General features: G+C 53.6%; 11 protein-coding genes and 2 pseudogenes. 4 read left to right on the forward strand and 9 right to left on the reverse strand.

Annotated elements, in window-relative coordinates:
* From codB to gltB, 4 genes and pseudogenes are all read right to left on the reverse strand, one after another.
* Window positions 1-613 (reverse strand): annotated as a pseudogene (gene codB / locus EHN13_RS22775) (cytosine permease); the annotation flags it as partial.
* A 122-nt stretch (window positions 614-735) separates the two neighbouring features.
* A pseudogene (locus EHN13_RS24625) lies at window positions 736-870 on the reverse strand (DUF1016 domain-containing protein); the annotation flags it as partial.
* Window positions 871-965: 95 nt separating this feature from the next.
* The gene (locus EHN13_RS22785; protein ID WP_115601393.1) at window positions 966-2,384 is read right to left on the reverse strand and encodes a glutamate synthase small subunit; all 1,419 of its coding nucleotides are present in this window, start codon (window positions 2,382-2,384) and stop codon (window positions 966-968) included.
* A gap of 12 nt (window positions 2,385-2,396) precedes the next feature.
* Complete coding sequence (gene gltB / locus EHN13_RS22790) at window positions 2,397-6,857, reverse strand: glutamate synthase large subunit (RefSeq protein WP_124022128.1); 4,461 nt, start codon at window positions 6,855-6,857, stop codon at window positions 2,397-2,399.
* Between the two features lie 686 nt (window positions 6,858-7,543).
* On the opposite strand from gltB, the gene mnmL reads away from it, so the two are divergent.
* The 4 genes from mnmL (at window position 7,544) to mtgA (ending at window position 12,606) form a co-directional block, all read left to right on the forward strand.
* The gene (gene mnmL / locus EHN13_RS22795) at window positions 7,544-8,473 is read left to right on the forward strand and encodes a tRNA modification radical SAM protein MnmL/YtqA (RefSeq protein ID WP_115601395.1); all 930 of its coding nucleotides are present in this window, start codon (window positions 7,544-7,546) and stop codon (window positions 8,471-8,473) included.
* Between the two features lie 197 nt (window positions 8,474-8,670).
* The gene (gene arcB, locus EHN13_RS22800) at window positions 8,671-11,007 is read left to right on the forward strand and encodes an aerobic respiration two-component sensor histidine kinase ArcB (protein ID WP_048213431.1); all 2,337 of its coding nucleotides are present in this window, start codon (window positions 8,671-8,673) and stop codon (window positions 11,005-11,007) included.
* Window positions 11,008-11,236: 229 nt separating this feature from the next.
* Window positions 11,237-11,890: an isoprenoid biosynthesis glyoxalase ElbB gene (gene elbB / locus EHN13_RS22805; RefSeq protein ID WP_124022129.1), complete on the forward strand. Its 654-nt coding sequence runs from the start codon at window positions 11,237-11,239 to the stop codon at window positions 11,888-11,890.
* Entirely contained in the window at window positions 11,887-12,606 is a 720-nt protein-coding gene (mtgA, locus tag EHN13_RS22810; protein WP_101741916.1) for a monofunctional biosynthetic peptidoglycan transglycosylase, read from the forward strand. Before elbB ends, mtgA begins: the two co-directional genes overlap by 4 nt.
* An 11-nt stretch (window positions 12,607-12,617) precedes the next feature.
* Here mtgA and npr read toward each other — a convergent pair whose 3' ends face one another.
* The 5 genes from npr to rpoN form a co-directional block, all read right to left on the reverse strand.
* A complete protein-coding gene (npr, locus tag EHN13_RS22815) occupies window positions 12,618-12,890 on the reverse strand; it encodes a PTS phosphocarrier protein NPr (protein ID WP_003828770.1) in 273 nt (90 codons plus the stop codon).
* Complete coding sequence (gene rapZ, locus EHN13_RS22820; protein WP_048213428.1) at window positions 12,887-13,741, reverse strand: RNase adapter RapZ; 855 nt, start codon at window positions 13,739-13,741, stop codon at window positions 12,887-12,889. The genes npr and rapZ overlap by 4 nt, the downstream gene beginning before the upstream one ends.
* Before the next feature lie 45 nt (window positions 13,742-13,786).
* Window positions 13,787-14,278: a PTS IIA-like nitrogen regulatory protein PtsN gene (gene ptsN / locus EHN13_RS22825; RefSeq protein ID WP_048213427.1), complete on the reverse strand. Its 492-nt coding sequence runs from the start codon at window positions 14,276-14,278 to the stop codon at window positions 13,787-13,789.
* A gap of 83 nt (window positions 14,279-14,361) precedes the next feature.
* Window positions 14,362-14,649: a ribosome hibernation promoting factor gene (hpf, locus tag EHN13_RS22830; RefSeq protein WP_005121327.1), complete on the reverse strand. Its 288-nt coding sequence runs from the start codon at window positions 14,647-14,649 to the stop codon at window positions 14,362-14,364.
* Between the two features lie 22 nt (window positions 14,650-14,671).
* Window positions 14,672-16,105 (reverse strand): RNA polymerase factor sigma-54, encoded by a 1,434-nt coding sequence (gene rpoN / locus EHN13_RS22835; protein ID WP_124022130.1) that lies wholly within the window; start codon window positions 16,103-16,105, stop codon window positions 14,672-14,674.
* Window positions 16,106-16,118 lie beyond the last annotated feature (13 nt).

Genomic DNA, 16,118 nt, shown 5'->3' on the forward strand with positions numbered 1-16,118 from the left:
ACAAACGAACCGACCACCAGCGCCAGGGCGGTGGAGAAATTCAGCGGCGTCTGCGGCACTATCGCTTTTAAATGGTCTAAACCGCCGACATCACTCACCGCCAGCCAGACGGAGTAGCTGCCAAGAACGACGATGGCGGGGACGGCGATAATAGATAAAATGGTCAGCGCTGAGATGCCAAAAAGATGGTCAAGGTCATCAACAGACCGGAAACCGCAATCAGGATATTGACGTCAATTCCCGTCGCTTTGCCCACCGGGATAGCAAACATAGCCACACCCACGCCAAACCAGCCTACCTGCGTACCGCCTAACAACAGTGAGGGAAGCCATGAACCTTTCAAACCAAATGAGTAACGCGCCAGAAGGTGGGTTGAGAGCCCTGTTTTTGCGCCGATAAAGCCGAGAAATGCAGTGTAAATACCGAGGAGAAGATTACCGAAGAGAACTGCCAGGAAGAAATCATTATAGGAAAGACCGGTACCGAGTGTGCCACCGGTCCACATACTGGCGGAAAAAAATGTAAGCCCCAACATGACAAATGTTAGTGGAACCACGCCTTTCCGCGCCGCCAGAGGGACGGAGCCCTGGCTATAATTGTTGTCCTGCGACACAACGCCTCCATGAATTTTGCCCAAAAAATCCGCCGCATAATATACAGTTCTCAGAATAAAGCAAACGATTACGTATAATCTTTACATGGTTATTATTTATGGTGTTGATGATTGCGTTGATTTTTGGGCTCGACATTTTTAACCGATAAGAAGCGGACAAACGCCGACCAGGGTAGTGGAAAAGATTAAGTCAGTTACGCCAAATGGTAAGATTCTGCAGACACTGTCTGCGGAATTTCAATGTACTGAATATACAGCTGTATTTGTGAGCGGCTTTCGAAAAATGATTCCGCATGTATTTAGTGGAGGAATATTGGCTCCCCATCCATCAGCGTCAGGGGAGCCAGAAGTATTACACTTCCAGGTAATTCAGGATCCCGTCTGCCGCTTTACGACCTTCGGCAATCGCGGTGACCACCAGATCCGAACCGCGCACGATGTCGCCACCGGCGAAGATTTTCGGGTTGCTGGTCTGGAAAGCGTTGTCGCTACGTTCCGGGGCAATGATGCGGCCCTGTGAATCCAGTTCGACGCTGTGCTCTTTCAACCATTCCATGCTGTGCGGGCGGAAACCAAACGCCAGGACCACGGCATCAGCCGGAACAACGTGCTCGGAGCCAGCGACGATCTCCGCACGGCGACGTCCCTTCGCATCCGGTTCGCCCATTTCAGTGCGCGCCATTTTCACGCCGCACACTTTCCCGTTGGCATTCACTTCCACACCTAACGGCTGGACGTTGAACTGGAACTCGACGCCTTCTTCGCGCGCGTTTTTCACTTCGCGTTTCGAACCCGGCATGTTCTCTTCGTCGCGACGATAGGCGCAAATGACGTGTGCAGCATTCTGGCGAACCGAAGTGCGCACGCAGTCCATCGCGGTATCGCCACCGCCGAGTACGACGACGCGTTTGCCTTCCATGCTGATGTATGGCTCGTTGCTGCTTTCGCCAAAACCCATCAATTGCTTGGTATTAGCAATCAGGAACGGCAGGGCATCAAACACGCCCTCAGCGTCTTCGTTTTCCAGCCCGCCGCGCATCGACTGATAGGTTCCTACGCCAAGGAACACGGCGTCGTAATCCTTCAGCAAATCGTTGAGCTGCACATCACGGCCCACTTCCACGTTGAGTTTGAACTCAATGCCCATGCCGGTGAAGATTTCACGGCGACGGGTCATGACCTCTTTTTCCAGCTTGAAGGCTGGGATACCGAAGGTCAGCAAGCCGCCGATTTCCGGGTGACGGTCAAATACTACCGCTTTCACGCCGTTGCGGGTCAGCACATCGGCACAGGCCAGGCCCGCTGGCCCCGCGCCGATAATCGCCACGCGCTTGTCCGTCTGGCGAACGCCGGTCATATCCGGACGCCAGCCCATCTCGAAGGCTTTATCGTTGATATAGCGCTCGATGTTGCCGATAGTTACCGCGCCAAACTCATCGTTCAGCGTACAGGAACCCTCACACAGACGGTCCTGCGGACACACGCGCCCGCAGACTTCCGGCAGGGTGTTGGTCTGATGTGACAGCTCAGCCGCTTCAAAAATACGTCCCTCATTCGCCAACTTCAGCCAGTTCGGGATGTAGTTATGCACCGGGCACTTCCACTCGCAGTACGGGTTACCGCAGGACAGGCAGCGATCTGCCTGTGCTTTGGCTTGGCCTTCGGAAAACGGCTCGTAAATCTCGATAAACTCGATCTTGCGGATCTTCAGCGGCTTCTTCGGCGGATCAACACGCTGCAGGTCGATAAATTGGTATACGTTCTGACTCATTGCTGCTACCCCTTACTGCGCCTGCACACGCAGCTCTGCTGCGCTACGACTACGGTGACCCAACAGTGCTTTCACATCACTGGATTTTGGTTTTACCAGCGCGAATTTCGCCGAGAATGCTGGCCAGTTCGCCAGGATCTCTTCGCCGTGAGAAGAGCCGGTATGCTGTACGTGCTCGGTAATCAGGCCGCGCAGGTGCTCTTCGTGGATCGCCAGCGAGTCCACGCTCAGCACTTCGACCAGTTCCGGGTTTACGCGTTTGCGGAATTCACCGTCTTCGTCGAGCACGTAGGCGAATCCGCCGGTCATGCCCGCGCCGAAGTTAACGCCGGTTTTGCCGAGAATACAGACGATGCCGCCGGTCATGTATTCACAGCCGTTGTCGCCAATTCCTTCAACCACGGTGATTGCGCCGGAGTTACGCACCGCAAAGCGCTCACCCGCACGACCTGCCGCGAACAGGCGACCACCGGTGGCGCCATACAGGCAGGTGTTACCGATGATGCTCGCCTCATGGCTACGGAAAGCTGAGCCAACCGGAGGACGTACCGCCAGCAGACCGCCCGCCATGCCTTTACCGACATAGTCGTTGGCATCGCCGGTCAGATACAACTCCACGCCGCCCGCGTTCCACACGCCAAAGCTCTGGCCTGCAGTACCGCTGAAGTGCGCTTTGATCGGGTCAGACGCCAGCCCCTGATCGCCATGCGTCTGAGCGATATAGCCCGACAGCGATGCGCCGACGGAACGGTCGGTGTTGCGGATATCGAACCAGAAGGTTTTGCTCTGGCGCTCGTCGACGAACGGCTTCGCCTGCTGTAACAACTGGGCGTTCAGCACGCCATTATCAAACGGCGGGTTGTTCTCGGTGCAATGCAGCGCTTTACCAGGATGCGGTTCGGCTGTTTCCAGCAGACGAGACAGCTCCAGCTTCTGCTGCTTGGCGGTGAAGCCATCCAGCTCTTTGAGCAGGTCGGTGCGACCAATCAGATCCACCAGGCGGGTAACGCCCAGCGAGGCCATCAGCTCGCGCACTTCACGGGCGATAAATTCAAAGTAGTTGGTCACTTTAAACGGCAGGCCGTGATAGTGGTTCTTACGCAGTTTCTCATCCTGAGTTGCAACACCGGTTGCGCAGTTGTTCAGGTGGCAAATACGCAGATATTTACAGCCCAGCGCCACCATCGGGCCGGTACCGAAGCCAAAGCTTTCTGCACCCAGAATTGCCGCTTTAATGATATCGACGCCGGTTTTCAGACCGCCATCGACCTGCAGACGAATCTTGTGACGCAGACCGTTAGCCACCAGCGCCTGCTGGGTTTCCACCAGGCCGAGTTCCCACGGACAGCCCGCATATTTCACGGAGGAGAGCGGGCTTGCGCCAGTGCCGCCATCGTAGCCAGCAATGGTGATCAGATCCGCATAGGCTTTCGCTACGCCAGTGGCGATGGTACCAACGCCTGGTTCGGAAACCAGTTTCACCGAGATCATCGCCTTCGGGTTGACCTGTTTCAGGTCGAAAATCAGCTGCGCTAAATCCTCGATAGAGTAGATATCGTGGTGCGGCGGCGGGGAGATCAGCGTCACGCCCGGTACGGAATAGCGTAGTTTGGCGATGTACGGGGTGACTTTATCACCCGGTAACTGACCACCTTCGCCAGGTTTCGCGCCCTGAGCGACTTTAATCTGAATGACATCGGCATTGACCAGGTATGCCGGGGTTACGCCAAAGCGACCGGAAGCAACCTGCTTAATCCGTGACACTTTATTGGTGCCATAGCGCGCCGGGTCTTCGCCGCCTTCACCGGAGTTCGAATTGCCGCCGATGCTGTTCATGGCTTCGGCCAGCGCTTCGTGTGCTTCCGGGCTTAATGCGCCGATAGACATGGCGGCGGTATCAAAGCGTTTAAACAGTTCGGTCGCGGGTTCTACTTCGCTAATGCTTACGGCTTCATCGCCAGGCGTAATCGCCAGCAGATCGCGCAGCGTAGCCGCCGGACGCTCATTAACCAGCTTGGCGTATTCCTGATAGTCGCTGTACTCGCCGCTTTGTACCGCCTGCTGCAGAGTGCGTACCACGTCCGGGTTGTAGGCGTGGTATTCGCCGCCGTGGACGTACTTCAGCAAACCGCCCTGGCTGATAGGTTTACGCGCCAGCCATGCATGTTTGGAGAGGTTCAGCAGATCCTGCTGGAAGTCGGTAAATCCTGCGCCGCTAATACGGCTGACCACGCCCTGGAAGCACAGCGCCACGACATCATCGTGCAGACCGACGGCTTCAAACAGCTTCGAGCAGCGGTAGGAGGCAATGGTCGAGATGCCCATTTTGGACATGATTTTGTACAGACCTTTGTTGATGCCGTTACGGTAGTTCAGCATCACGGTCCGGTAATCTTTGGCAATCGCCTGAGTGTCGATCAGCCGTCCCAGCGTTTCATACGCAAGGTATGGATAAATGGCCGTCGCGCCAAAGCCGAGCAGGACGGCAAAATGGTGCGGATCGCGGGCACTGGCGGTTTCAACGATGATGTTGGCGTCGCAGCGCAGGCTTTGTTCTACCAGACGCGTTTGCACTGCGCCCACGGCCATCGGCGCCGGAACCGGCAGACGATTTTTGGCGATGTTGCGGTCAGAGAGTACCAGCAGTACCGTGCCGTTGCGCACCATCTGTTCCGCCTTATCGCACAATGCTTTGACGGTCTCTTCGAGCGTAGTTTCGGTCGCGTCGAAGGTGATATCCAGACGGTCAGCGCGATAATGCTCCTCTTTCATGGTGGTGAGCTGGGTGAAATCGGAGTACAGCAGGATCGGCGATTTAAAGCTCAGGCGGTGTGCCTGACCTTCGGCTTCGCAGAAGACGTTCATCTCACGACCGATGCTGGTGGCCAGCGACATGACGTGCGCTTCACGCAGCGGGTCGATCGGCGGGTTGGTGACCTGCGCGAACTGCTGGCGGAAGTAGTCATAGATGATGCGCGGCTGGCTGGAGAGCACGGCAAACGGGGTATCGTCACCCATTGAACCGACCGCTTCCTGGCCATTTTCGCCGAGCACGCGGATCACGGAATCCAGCTCTTCAGCGCTGTAGTTAAACTGTTTCTGATAGCTGGCGAGGGTGTCATCGTCCAGTTCACGGCTGCCGACCTGATCGTCAGCCAGGTCTTCGAACGGTACCAGGCGGCGGACGTTTTTCTCCATCCACTCTTTGTATGGGTGACGGCTTTTCAGGTCATCATCGGTTTCGGCTGAGTGCAGAATGCGCCCGCTGCGGGTATCGATAACCATCAGCTCGCCAGGGCCGACGCGGCCTTTCTCTACCACTTCATCCGGTTGATAATCCCAGATCCCGACTTCAGAGGCGCAGGTAATCAGCTTGTCTTTGGTGATGACGTAGCGTGCCGGACGCAGGCCGTTACGGTCGAGGTTACAGGCGGCGAAGCGACCATCGGACATCACGATGCCCGCCGGGCCGTCCCACGGTTCCATGTGCATGGAGTTAAAGTCAAAGAACGCGCGCAGCTCCGGGTCCATATCCGGGTTGTTCTGCCAGGCCGGTGGAACCAGTAAGCGCATGGCGCGGATGATGTCCATCCCGCCTGCCAGCAGCAGTTCCAGCATGTTATCCATCGAACTGGAGTCTGAGCCGGTTTCGTTAACAAATGGCGCGGCGTCGTGCAGATCCGGGATCAGCGGGGTCTGGAACTTATAGGTACGGGCGCGCGCCCACTGGCGGTTGCCCGTGATGGTGTTGATTTCACCGTTGTGCGCCAGATAGCGGAACGGCTGCGCCAGCGGCCAGCGCGGCACGGTGTTGGTGGAGAAGCGCTGGTGGAACAGGCAGATGGCCGATTCCAGACGCAGGTCTGCCAGGTCCAGGTAGAAGCGCGGCAGATCTGCCGGCATACACAGACCTTTATAGATATTGACCAGATTCGACAAGCTACAGACGTAGAAGTCTTTGTCTTGCAGGAGGCGTTTTTCGATACGACGACGCGCGATGAACAGGCGACGCTCCATATCACGCGGACGCCAGCCCGCAGGGGCGTTAACAAAAATTTGCTCGATACGAGGCAGGGAGGAGAGCGCAATTTCACCGAGAACACCTTCGTTGGTCGGCACGTCGCGCCAGCCGACAATCGACAGGGTCTCCTGCTGTAATTCTTCTTCAACAATGCGACGAGAAGTCGCAGCCAGCTCAGGGTCTTTATTTAAAAAGATCATGCCGACGGCGTAGTTTTTGGCTAAACGCCAGCCGCGCTCTTGCGCAACAATGCGGAAAAAGCGGTCAGGTTTTTGTAACAGCAAGCCGCAACCATCGCCGGTTTTGCCATCGGCAAGAATTGCGCCACGGTGCTGCATACGTGCCAGTGCGTGTATGGCGGTACGCACTACCTTGTGGCTAGGTTCGCCTTCTATGTGGGCGATCAGGCCGAAACCACAGTTATCCTTCTCAAGGGATTTATCGTACAACATATCAGTGAACCTCCCCAGGCTCTGCGGGACACCTCTCCGATACCGTTTGCGCACGGGCACACCAAGAGCATGGCGACGGGGTTTGCGTTTCATACGCTCACCTCGCATTCGCCCTCTTTATCCTTTTCGCATAGGTCAAACAAGTTTGAGGACTTGCTTCAGAGGGAATCTCAATTACTGCATAAATATGATGAGCAGACTGCTCATCCAGAAAGCTTCCAGCGGATTTCCAAGTTATCGGGAATCCACACACAGGTCAAATGGCAATCTTATTTATGCAAAAATGTGCTATAGGGCGATTAACTTTATGAAAATGTTGAAATAAAAGGATTTTTTACATTGATTTAACCTGAGGAGTATACCCCTGGAAGTGTGATCTGTCTCACTGTCAGAAAGGCCTGATATCCCTCGTCCTCCCTTTATTTATCGAGATGACTGGCATTTTATGCTGGTTTTTAGAGTTCCGGCGTCTTAAAGATACTGTTTTTGCGCTGAGAGTATAAGAAGATAAAAAAAACCGCTGAATATAAGGAAAAGTAATTAGATTTAGAGTGAATGAAATTTCAATTATTTTGATTTGTTATGCAATAAATAAAGGCTCGCCAGGGCGATTGATCCAGGTCATCGCCGACTGGGGCAAAAAATGGCAGGCTTTGGCCTCTTTTCAAGGCGCGGTCTACCAGATTATGCAGTTACAGAAATTAGTCAATATGTTTGGTGGGGATCTTTCTCGCCGTTATGGGCAAAAGGTTCATAAGCTCACGCTGCACGGCGGCTTTAGCTGCCCAAATCGCGATGGCACCATTGGACGTGGCGGATGTACCTTCTGTAATGTCGCCTCCTTTGCTGACGAAGCGCAGCAGCATCATTCTATCGCTGAACAGCTTGAGCATCAGGCGCAATTAGTGAATCGCGCGAAGCGCTATCTGGCCTATTTTCAGGCTTATACCAGTACCTTTGCGGAAGTACAGGTGCTGCGTTCGATGTACCAACAGGCGGTTAGTCAGGCCAGCATCGTCGGGTTATGCGTTGGCACGCGCCCTGACTGTGTGCCGGGTGCCGTGCTCGATCTGCTATGCGAGTACAAGGATCAGGGCTACGAAGTGTGGCTGGAACTGGGCTTGCAAACGGCCCATGACAAGACGCTGCATCGCATTAATCGTGGGCATGATTTTGCCTGTTATCAGCGAACGACCCAACTGGCGCGTGAACGCGGGCTGAAAGTCTGTTCGCACCTGATTGTCGGTCTGCCGGGAGAAGGGCAGGCAGAATGCCTGCAAACCATGGAGCGTGTGGTGGAGACGGGTGTTGACGGTATTAAGCTGCATCCGCTGCATATTGTGAAAGGCAGTACGATGGCGAAAGCCTGGGAAGCCGGGCGGCTGAACGGAATTGAACTGGACGATTATACGGTTACCGCCGGAGAGATGATCCGCCATACGCCGCCAGAGGTGATTTATCATCGCATTTCTGCCAGCGCGCGTCGCCCAACGCTGCTGGCACCGCTATGGTGTGAAAACCGCTGGACCGGGATGGTTGAACTGGATAAGTACCTTAATGAGCACGGCGTGCAAGGCTCGGCGCTGGGTACGCCGTGGATTCAGCCGGGGATCTAACCCTCCGTAGTCATGTAGGCCTGAAAGCTGCGCGCCATCAGGTGGCCCGGCGCACATTGCCGGATGGCGGCTATGCCTTATCCGGCCTACCGCCTACCCAGTCATTTCACCGATAACCCCCGCATTTCTTGCACAATCTTCAACGTCACGCTGAGAATTGAGTATTATTGTGCCAAGTTGTCGTGAAGGAACCCTCTATGAAGCAAATTCGTATGCTGGCGCAATACTATGTCGACCTGATGATGAAGTTAGGTCTGGTGCGCTTTTCGCTGCTGTTGGCGCTGGCTTTGGTTGTGTTGGCAATTGTGGTGCAGATGGCTGTCACCATGGTGCTACATGGCCAGGTAGAAAGCATTGATGTCATCCGTTCTATCTTTTTTGGCCTGTTAATTACCCCCTGGGCCGTCTACTTCCTTTCTGTGGTGGTGGAGCAACTGGAAGAGTCCCGGCAACGCTTGTCACGACTGGTACAAAAGCTGGAAGAGATGCGCGAGCGCGATCTCAAGCTCAATGTGCAGTTGAAAGATAATATTGCCCAGCTCAACCAGGAAATTGTCGAGCGCGAAAAAGCCGAAGCGGAGCGCCAGGAAACGTTCGAACAACTGAAGGTTGAAATCAAAGAGCGCGAAGAAGCGCAGATCCAGCTCGAGCAACAATCTTCATTTTTACGTTCTTTCCTTGATGCTTCACCGGACCTGGTTTTTTATCGCAATGAAGATAAAGAATTTTCCGGCTGTAACCGTGCTATGGAGCTGCTGACCGGTAAGAGCGAAAAGCAACTGGTGAATCTAAAGCCGGCTGATGTGTATTCGCCAGAGGCGGCTGAAAAGGTGATTGAAACCGACGAGAAGGTATTCCGTCATAACGTCTCGCTCACCTATGAACAGTGGCTGGACTACCCGGATGGGCGCAAAGCCTGCTTTGAAATTCGTAAAGTGCCTTACTATGACCGCGTAGGTAAGCGACATGGCCTGATGGGCTTTGGGCGCGATATTACCGAGCGGAAGCGTTATCAGGACGCGCTTGAGCGCGCCAGCCGTGATAAGACCACTTTCATTTCCACCATCAGCCACGAGCTGCGCACTCCGCTTAACGGCATTGTCGGCTTAAGCCGGATCCTGTTGGATACAGATTTAACCGCTGAGCAGGAAAAATATCTCAAAACTATCCATGTTTCCGCCGTGACGCTGGGGAATATTTTCAACGATATTATTGACATGGATAAGATGGAGCGGCGTAAAGTCCAGCTCGATAACCAGCCTGTTGATTTCACCAGTTTTATGGCGGATCTGGAAAACCTCTCCGGCTTGCAGGCGCAACAAAAAGGATTGCGCTTTGTGCTTGAGCCGACGCTACCGCTGCCACATAAGGTCATCACCGACGGAACGCGTTTGCGCCAGATTCTGTGGAATCTGATCAGCAACGCCGTGAAGTTTACTCAGCAGGGGCAGGTGACCGTACGGGCGCGCTATGACGAGGGAGACATACTGCATTTTGAGGTGGAGGATTCCGGGATCGGTATTCCACAGGATGAGCAGGATAAAATTTTCGCCATGTACTATCAGGTGAAGGACAGCCATGGTGGTAAACCGGCAACGGGAACCGGGATTGGACTGGCCGTCTCGAAGCGTCTGGCGAAAAACATGGGCGGTGATATTACGGTTTCCAGCCAGGCCGGAAAAGGCTCCATCTTTACGCTAACCGTGCATGCTCCTGCCGTGGCAGAAGAAATTGAAGATGCTTTTGAAGACGATGAAATGCCGTTACCAGCCCTGAATGTGCTGCTGGTGGAAGACATTGAACTGAACGTTATTGTTGCGCGTTCGGTGCTGGAAAAGCTGGGCAACAGCGTGGATGTCGCCATGACCGGGAAAGCCGCGCTGGACATGTTCAAACCGGGTGAATATGACCTGGTGCTGCTGGATATTCAGCTACCGGATATGACCGGTCTGGATATCTCACGCGAACTGACGCAAAAATACGCCCGTGAAGATCTGCCGCCGCTGGTGGCTCTCACCGCCAACGTACTGAAAGATAAAAAAGAATATCTGGATGCAGGAATGGACGACGTGCTGAGTAAGCCGCTGTCAGTTCCGGCGTTAACCGCCATGATCAAAAAATACTGGGATACCCGAAACGAAGAGGAGAGCACTGTGACGTCTGAAGAAAGCAGTAAATCGCAAGCGCTGTTAGATATTCCCATGTTGGAACAATACCTCGAACTGGTCGGGCCGAAGTTGATCACCGACGGTCTGGCGGTGTTTGAGAAAATGATGCCAGGATATTTGAGCGTGCTGGAGTCTAATCTGACTGCCCGTGATAAAAAAGGCGTGGTTGAGGAAGGCCATAAAATTAAAGGTGCAGCCGGATCTGTCGGTCTGCGCCACCTGCAACAGTTGGGTCAGCAAATTCAATCACCCGACCTTCCTGCTTGGGAAGATAACGTGGCTGAATGGATTGAAGAGATGAAGCAGGAGTGGCAGCACGACGTGGCGGTGTTAAGAGCCTGGGTTGCGAGCGTGGAAAAAAAATGACCCCGGCTTGACCGGGGTGCGCGAATACTGTGCCAACACCAGGGAAATCGTGGCTGCGCCGTAAATTATTATCATTGTTTACAAGGGCGCAGCCCTAATTTTCAGGCCGCACGCAGTTAAGATAGCAAATCTTAAATAATTTGTTACATGAATCAGTTAAATGTGTGAAGCGTGGCATTCTAATCAGAATTATTAATATGCTTCAGTCAGTTGCGAAAGGAGTATCACGATGAAAAAAGTTGGCGTAGTGCTCAGCGGATGTGGCGTGTATGACGGTGCAGAAATTCACGAAGCCGTACTCACGCTGCTGGCTATTGCCCGCAATGGCGCTCAAGCTATCTGCTTTGCCCCAGATAAACAGCAGGCGGATGTGATTAATCATCTGACGGGCGAGCCGATGCCGGAAACGCGCAATGTCCTGATTGAAGCTGCGCGTATTACGCGTGGTGATATTCGCCCCCTGGCCCAGGCGGTCGCAACGGAGCTGGATGCGCTAATTGTGCCTGGCGGGTTTGGCGCAGCAAAAAATCTGAGCAATTTTGCCAGCCAGGGCAGTGAGTGTCGGATTGATAGCGACTTAGCTGCTCTGGCGAAGGCGCTGCATCAGGCCGGTAAACCTCTTGGATTCATGTGTATTGCTCCTGCTATGTTACCTAAGATTTTTGACTTCCCGCTGCGTCTGACCATTGGCACTGACATCGATACAGCGGAAGTACTGGAAGAGATGGGCGCTGAACATGTGCCTTGCCCGGTCGATGACATTGTGGTTGATGAAGATAATAAAGTTGTCACCACGCCTGCTTACATGCTGGCGCAGGATATCGCTCAGGCGGCGAGTGGGATCGACAAACTGGTCTCGCGTGTTCTGGTACTGACTGAATGAGAAAAGGGGCTACCGCCTTTCTGCGACGTCTGTTTCTGCGGGCGGTTATTGTCCTCGCCGTGTTTTGGGGCGGGGGTATAGCGCTCTTCAGCGTGATGCCCGTTCCTTTCTCAGCGGTGATGGTTGAACGGCAGCTTGGTGCCTGGATACAGGGTAATTTCGGCTATGTGGCGCATTCTGACTGGGTCAGTATGGATGAGATATCACCGTGGATGGGGCTGGCAGTCATTGCTGCTGAGGACCAGAAATTTCCCGATCACTGGGGATTTGATGTCTCAGCGATAGAGAAAGCGCTGGCGCATAACGAACGTAATGAAAACCGTATTCGGGGCGCTTCGACGTTATCGCAACAAACGGCAAAAAACCTCTTTTTGTGGGATGGGCGTAGCTGGGTGCGCAAAGGGCTCGAGGCCGGGTTAACGCTGGGGATAGAAACCGTCTGGAGCAAGAAACGAATCCTGACGGTTTATTTGAATATTGCGGAGTTTGGCGATGGAGTATTCGGTGTAGAGGCTGCATCACAGCGCTATTTCCGTAAACCCGCCAGCCGTCTTAGCCCGTCTGAAGCGGCATTGCTGGCGGCGGTGCTGCCCAATCCGTTACGTTTTAAGGCGAGTGCGCCTTCCGGCTATGTACGCAGTCGTCAGGCGTGGATCATGCGCCAAATGCGCCAGCTGGGCGGTGAGTCGTTTATGCGTGAAAATAAGCTGTATTAGTCGATGCTGCCCTAATCTTCATCAAACCCCGAATTAAACAGCGCAATCACGGCTGCCAGAGCCTCAACCTCCTGCGGACCTGTGGCTTCAACTTCAATCTGGCGTCCTTTGGCGGAATCCAGCATCAGCAGAGCGATAACACTGTTTGCCTCGGCTTCCGTCCCTTCATCATTACGCAGCAGAACTTCTGCTTCAAAACCCTGCATTAGCTCAAACAGTTTCATTGCCGGCCGGGCATGCATGCCCAGCTTATTCGTGATTTCAACAGTTTGCTTCACGGTCATGATTTGCGTTTTTCCAACGTACGATGGCGTGACTGCACGTTTTTACCGCGTGAGCGGAAGTAGTCTGCCAGTTGCTCTGCAATATACACCGAACGGTGTTTCCCGCCGGTACAGCCGATGGCTACAGTGAGGTAGCTGCGGTTGTTGGTCTCCAGCATGGGTAACCATAGCTCAAGATAGCTGCGAGTCTGGTAGATAAAATTGTGTACTTCTGTGTGTCTGTCGAGGAAGGCCGCGACGGGCCTGTCCAGACCGGTCATCGGACGTAGCTTTGGATCCCAGTGCGGGTTAGGCAGGAAACGGACATCAAAGACGTAATCCGCATCAATAGGGATTCCGTGTTTAAAGCCAAAGGACTCAAATACCATCGTTAATTCACGTTCACGTTTGCCCAGCAGTCGGGTACGTAACATTTCCGCCAGCTCGTGCACAGACATTTCAGAGGTGTCTACGATCAGGTCAGCGCGTGAACGCAACGGCTCCAGTAAATCGCTTTCTTTATCGATAGCGCTTTCCAGAGACAAGTTCTTGCTGGACAGCGGGTGTAAACGGCGCGTATCGCTGTAGCGGCGAATTAGCGTGTTACGGTCGGCATCAAGGAACAGCAGTTGCGGTGAGAAGCCTTCAGGCAGGTTACTCATGGCCTGCTCAAAAATCTCCGGGGATTCGGGCATGTTGCGCACATCAATGCTGACAGCCGCAGATATCTGGCGATCGGCGAGGGTTCGAGCCAGTTCGGGCAACAACACGACGGGAAGGTTATCCACGCAGTAAAAACCCATATCTTCCAGCGCACGCAGGGCGACAGACTTACCTGACCCTGAACGACCGCTGACGATCATCAGTACCATGTACTGTTTCTCCTCACAACGACAGAAAAGGATGCCATTGGGTTGTTATGCTTCATCCTGTCCACCTTCGGTGTCAGTGATGATTTGATACAACTCCTGGTCACTCTGTGCGGCGCGCAGGCGACGACAGATGGTTTTATCTGCCAGGCGTTTGGCAACCAGTGACAATGTATGCAAATGCGTCTTGGTTTGGTCCGCCGGGACCAGCAGGGCGAAAAGCAGATCGACGGGTTGATTATCAATGGCATCGAACGCGATTGGCGTTTCAAGTTGAACAAATACACCAACCGCACGCAGGGTGTCTTCTTCCAGCTTTCCATGCGGAATGGCAATACCATTGCCAATACCGGTACTGCCCATTTTTTCGCGCGTCAGAATGGCTTCAAATACCACCTGAGGAGGCAAGCTGAGTTGTTTGGCCGCCAGTTCACTGATGATTTCCAGTGCGCGTTTCTTGCTTTGGCAGTGAACGGCCGCGCGCGTACATTCCTGGTTAAGAACATTGCTCAGTTGTAGAGTCGTATCGTTATTTGTCATAATTTCACCTAAGCGCTAACTGTACAAATGGCCCGTTGTGCTGCACAACAGGCCGTCCTGCACCCGCTAACTGCCCGGACAAGTTAGTGCTGTTTCAGTTTATCTTTATGTTTTGTTAACTGCCGAGCCAGTTTATCAATTAAACCGTCAATGGCGGCGTACATATCCTGACCTTCCGCGCTGGCATGAATTTCGCCACCGTTCACATGCAGTGTTGCATCCGAGATGTGTGTGACCTTCTCCACTTTCAACACAATATAGACCTGATTAATCCGGTCGAAATATTGCTCAAGCTTGGCAAACTTTGTGGTGACAAAGTCGCGCAGGGCCTCAGTGATTTCGACGTTATTTCCAGTGATGTTGAGCTGCATAGTGTCTTCCTTATCGGTTGGGTCAAACCAGCTGTTTGCGCTGGTTAGACGGCGGAATGGATAAAGACTCTCGGTACTTCGCAACGGTGCGGCGTGCCACCATGATACCTTGTTCTGACAGCATAGAGGTTAACTTGCTGTCACTCAGCGGTTTCGCGGGGTTTTCCGCAGCAATTAATTTCTTCACCAATGCGCGGATAGCTGTAGAAGAGGCTTCGCCTCCACCTTCAGTGTTAACGTGACTGGAGAAGAAATACTTCAATTCAAAAATGCCGCGCGGACTGTGCAGATACTTTTGCGTGGTCACTCGGGAAATGGTCGATTCATGCATCTCGACGGCCTGGGCGATATCGGCCAGAACCATCGGTTTCATATACTCTTCGCCTTGCTCAAAGAAGGCTTGCTGTTGCTCAACGATACAGCGGCTAACGCGCAATAGCGTGTCATTGCGGCTTTCCAGACTTTTAATCAGCCATTTTGCATCCTGCAGGTTGCTACGAATGAACTGGCTGTCAGCATCATTGCGCGCGTTATTGCACAGGGCGGCGTAGTGTTGGTTGATCTGTAAACGCGGAATGCTGTCACTGTTGAGTTCGACTACCCAGCGATCGTTATGCTTACGCACCAGCACATCCGGGATGACGTACTCTGGTTCACCGGTCTGGATAGATTGTCCAGGTCTTGGGTCAAGCGACTGGATAAGATTGACGGCTTCTTTCAGCACATCTTCTTTCAGTCGGGTTACGCGCATCAGGGTGCGGAAGTCGTGGTTGGCGAGCAGATCAAGGTGATCGCTGATGATCAGGCGTGCTTCTTCCAGCCACGGCGTGACTTTATCAAACTGTGAAAGTTGGATCAGTAAGCAGTCGCGGAGATCTTTGGCTGCTACGCCCACGGGATCAAAACGCTGAACGCGTTTAAGCACGGCTTCGATTTCATCGATACCGATGTCGTCATCGCCCATGCTGTCGAGAATGTCGTCCAGCGTGACGGTGAGATAGCCCGTTTCGTCGACTGCATCCACAATTGACGTGGCAATAGCACGATCGGTATCTGAGAATGGGGTCAGTTCCACCTGCCACATCAGGTAATCTTGCAGCGATTGCGTGGTTTCACCCTGATACACAGGCAGTTCGTCGTCAATGTAATCCCCGCTGGTGCCAGACGGCGTCCCTGCGGTGTAAATCTCATCCCAACTGGCATCCAGCGGCAGCTCTTCTGGCATCTCTTTTTGTTCGAGTGCGTCAGCCGTATCGCGGGATTCGCTATCCTGCTTTTCCTGGGTATCAATTTCGTCGTGAAGATCGGTTTGCTCGAGCAGTGGGTTACTTTCCAGCGCTTGCTGAAGTTCTTGCTGAAGTTCCAGCGTGGACAACTGCAACAGACGGATAGCCTGTTGTAGCTGAGGCGTCATCGCCAGTTGTTGGCTAAGCCTGAGTTGCAAACCTTGCTTCATGTTCAGAGTTGTT

The organism is Citrobacter youngae (assembly GCF_003818115.1).
Classification (GTDB): Bacteria; Pseudomonadota; Gammaproteobacteria; order Enterobacterales; family Enterobacteriaceae; genus Citrobacter; species Citrobacter youngae.

What these genes read in the sequence shown, in the direction of transcription:
- EHN13_RS22785 (WP_115601393.1), bottom strand. Translation starts at nt 2,384, where the DNA reads ATGAGTCAGAACGTATACCAATTTATCGACCTGCAGCGTGTTGATCCG.
- gltB (WP_124022128.1), bottom strand. Translation starts at nt 6,857, where the DNA reads ATGTTGTACGATAAATCCCTTGAGAAGGATAACTGTGGTTTCGGCCTG.
- mnmL (WP_115601395.1), top strand. Translation starts at nt 7,544, where the DNA reads ATGCAGTTACAGAAATTAGTCAATATGTTTGGTGGGGATCTTTCTCGC.
- arcB (WP_048213431.1), top strand. Translation starts at nt 8,671, where the DNA reads ATGAAGCAAATTCGTATGCTGGCGCAATACTATGTCGACCTGATGATG.
- elbB (WP_124022129.1), top strand. Translation starts at nt 11,237, where the DNA reads ATGAAAAAAGTTGGCGTAGTGCTCAGCGGATGTGGCGTGTATGACGGT.
- mtgA (WP_101741916.1), top strand. Translation starts at nt 11,887, where the DNA reads ATGAGAAAAGGGGCTACCGCCTTTCTGCGACGTCTGTTTCTGCGGGCG.
- npr (WP_003828770.1), bottom strand. Translation starts at nt 12,890, where the DNA reads ATGACCGTGAAGCAAACTGTTGAAATCACGAATAAGCTGGGCATGCAT.
- rapZ (WP_048213428.1), bottom strand. Translation starts at nt 13,741, where the DNA reads ATGGTACTGATGATCGTCAGCGGTCGTTCAGGGTCAGGTAAGTCTGTC.
- ptsN (WP_048213427.1), bottom strand. Translation starts at nt 14,278, where the DNA reads ATGACAAATAACGATACGACTCTACAACTGAGCAATGTTCTTAACCAG.
- hpf (WP_005121327.1), bottom strand. Translation starts at nt 14,649, where the DNA reads ATGCAGCTCAACATCACTGGAAATAACGTCGAAATCACTGAGGCCCTG.
- rpoN (WP_124022130.1), bottom strand. Translation starts at nt 16,105, where the DNA reads ATGAAGCAAGGTTTGCAACTCAGGCTTAGCCAACAACTGGCGATGACG.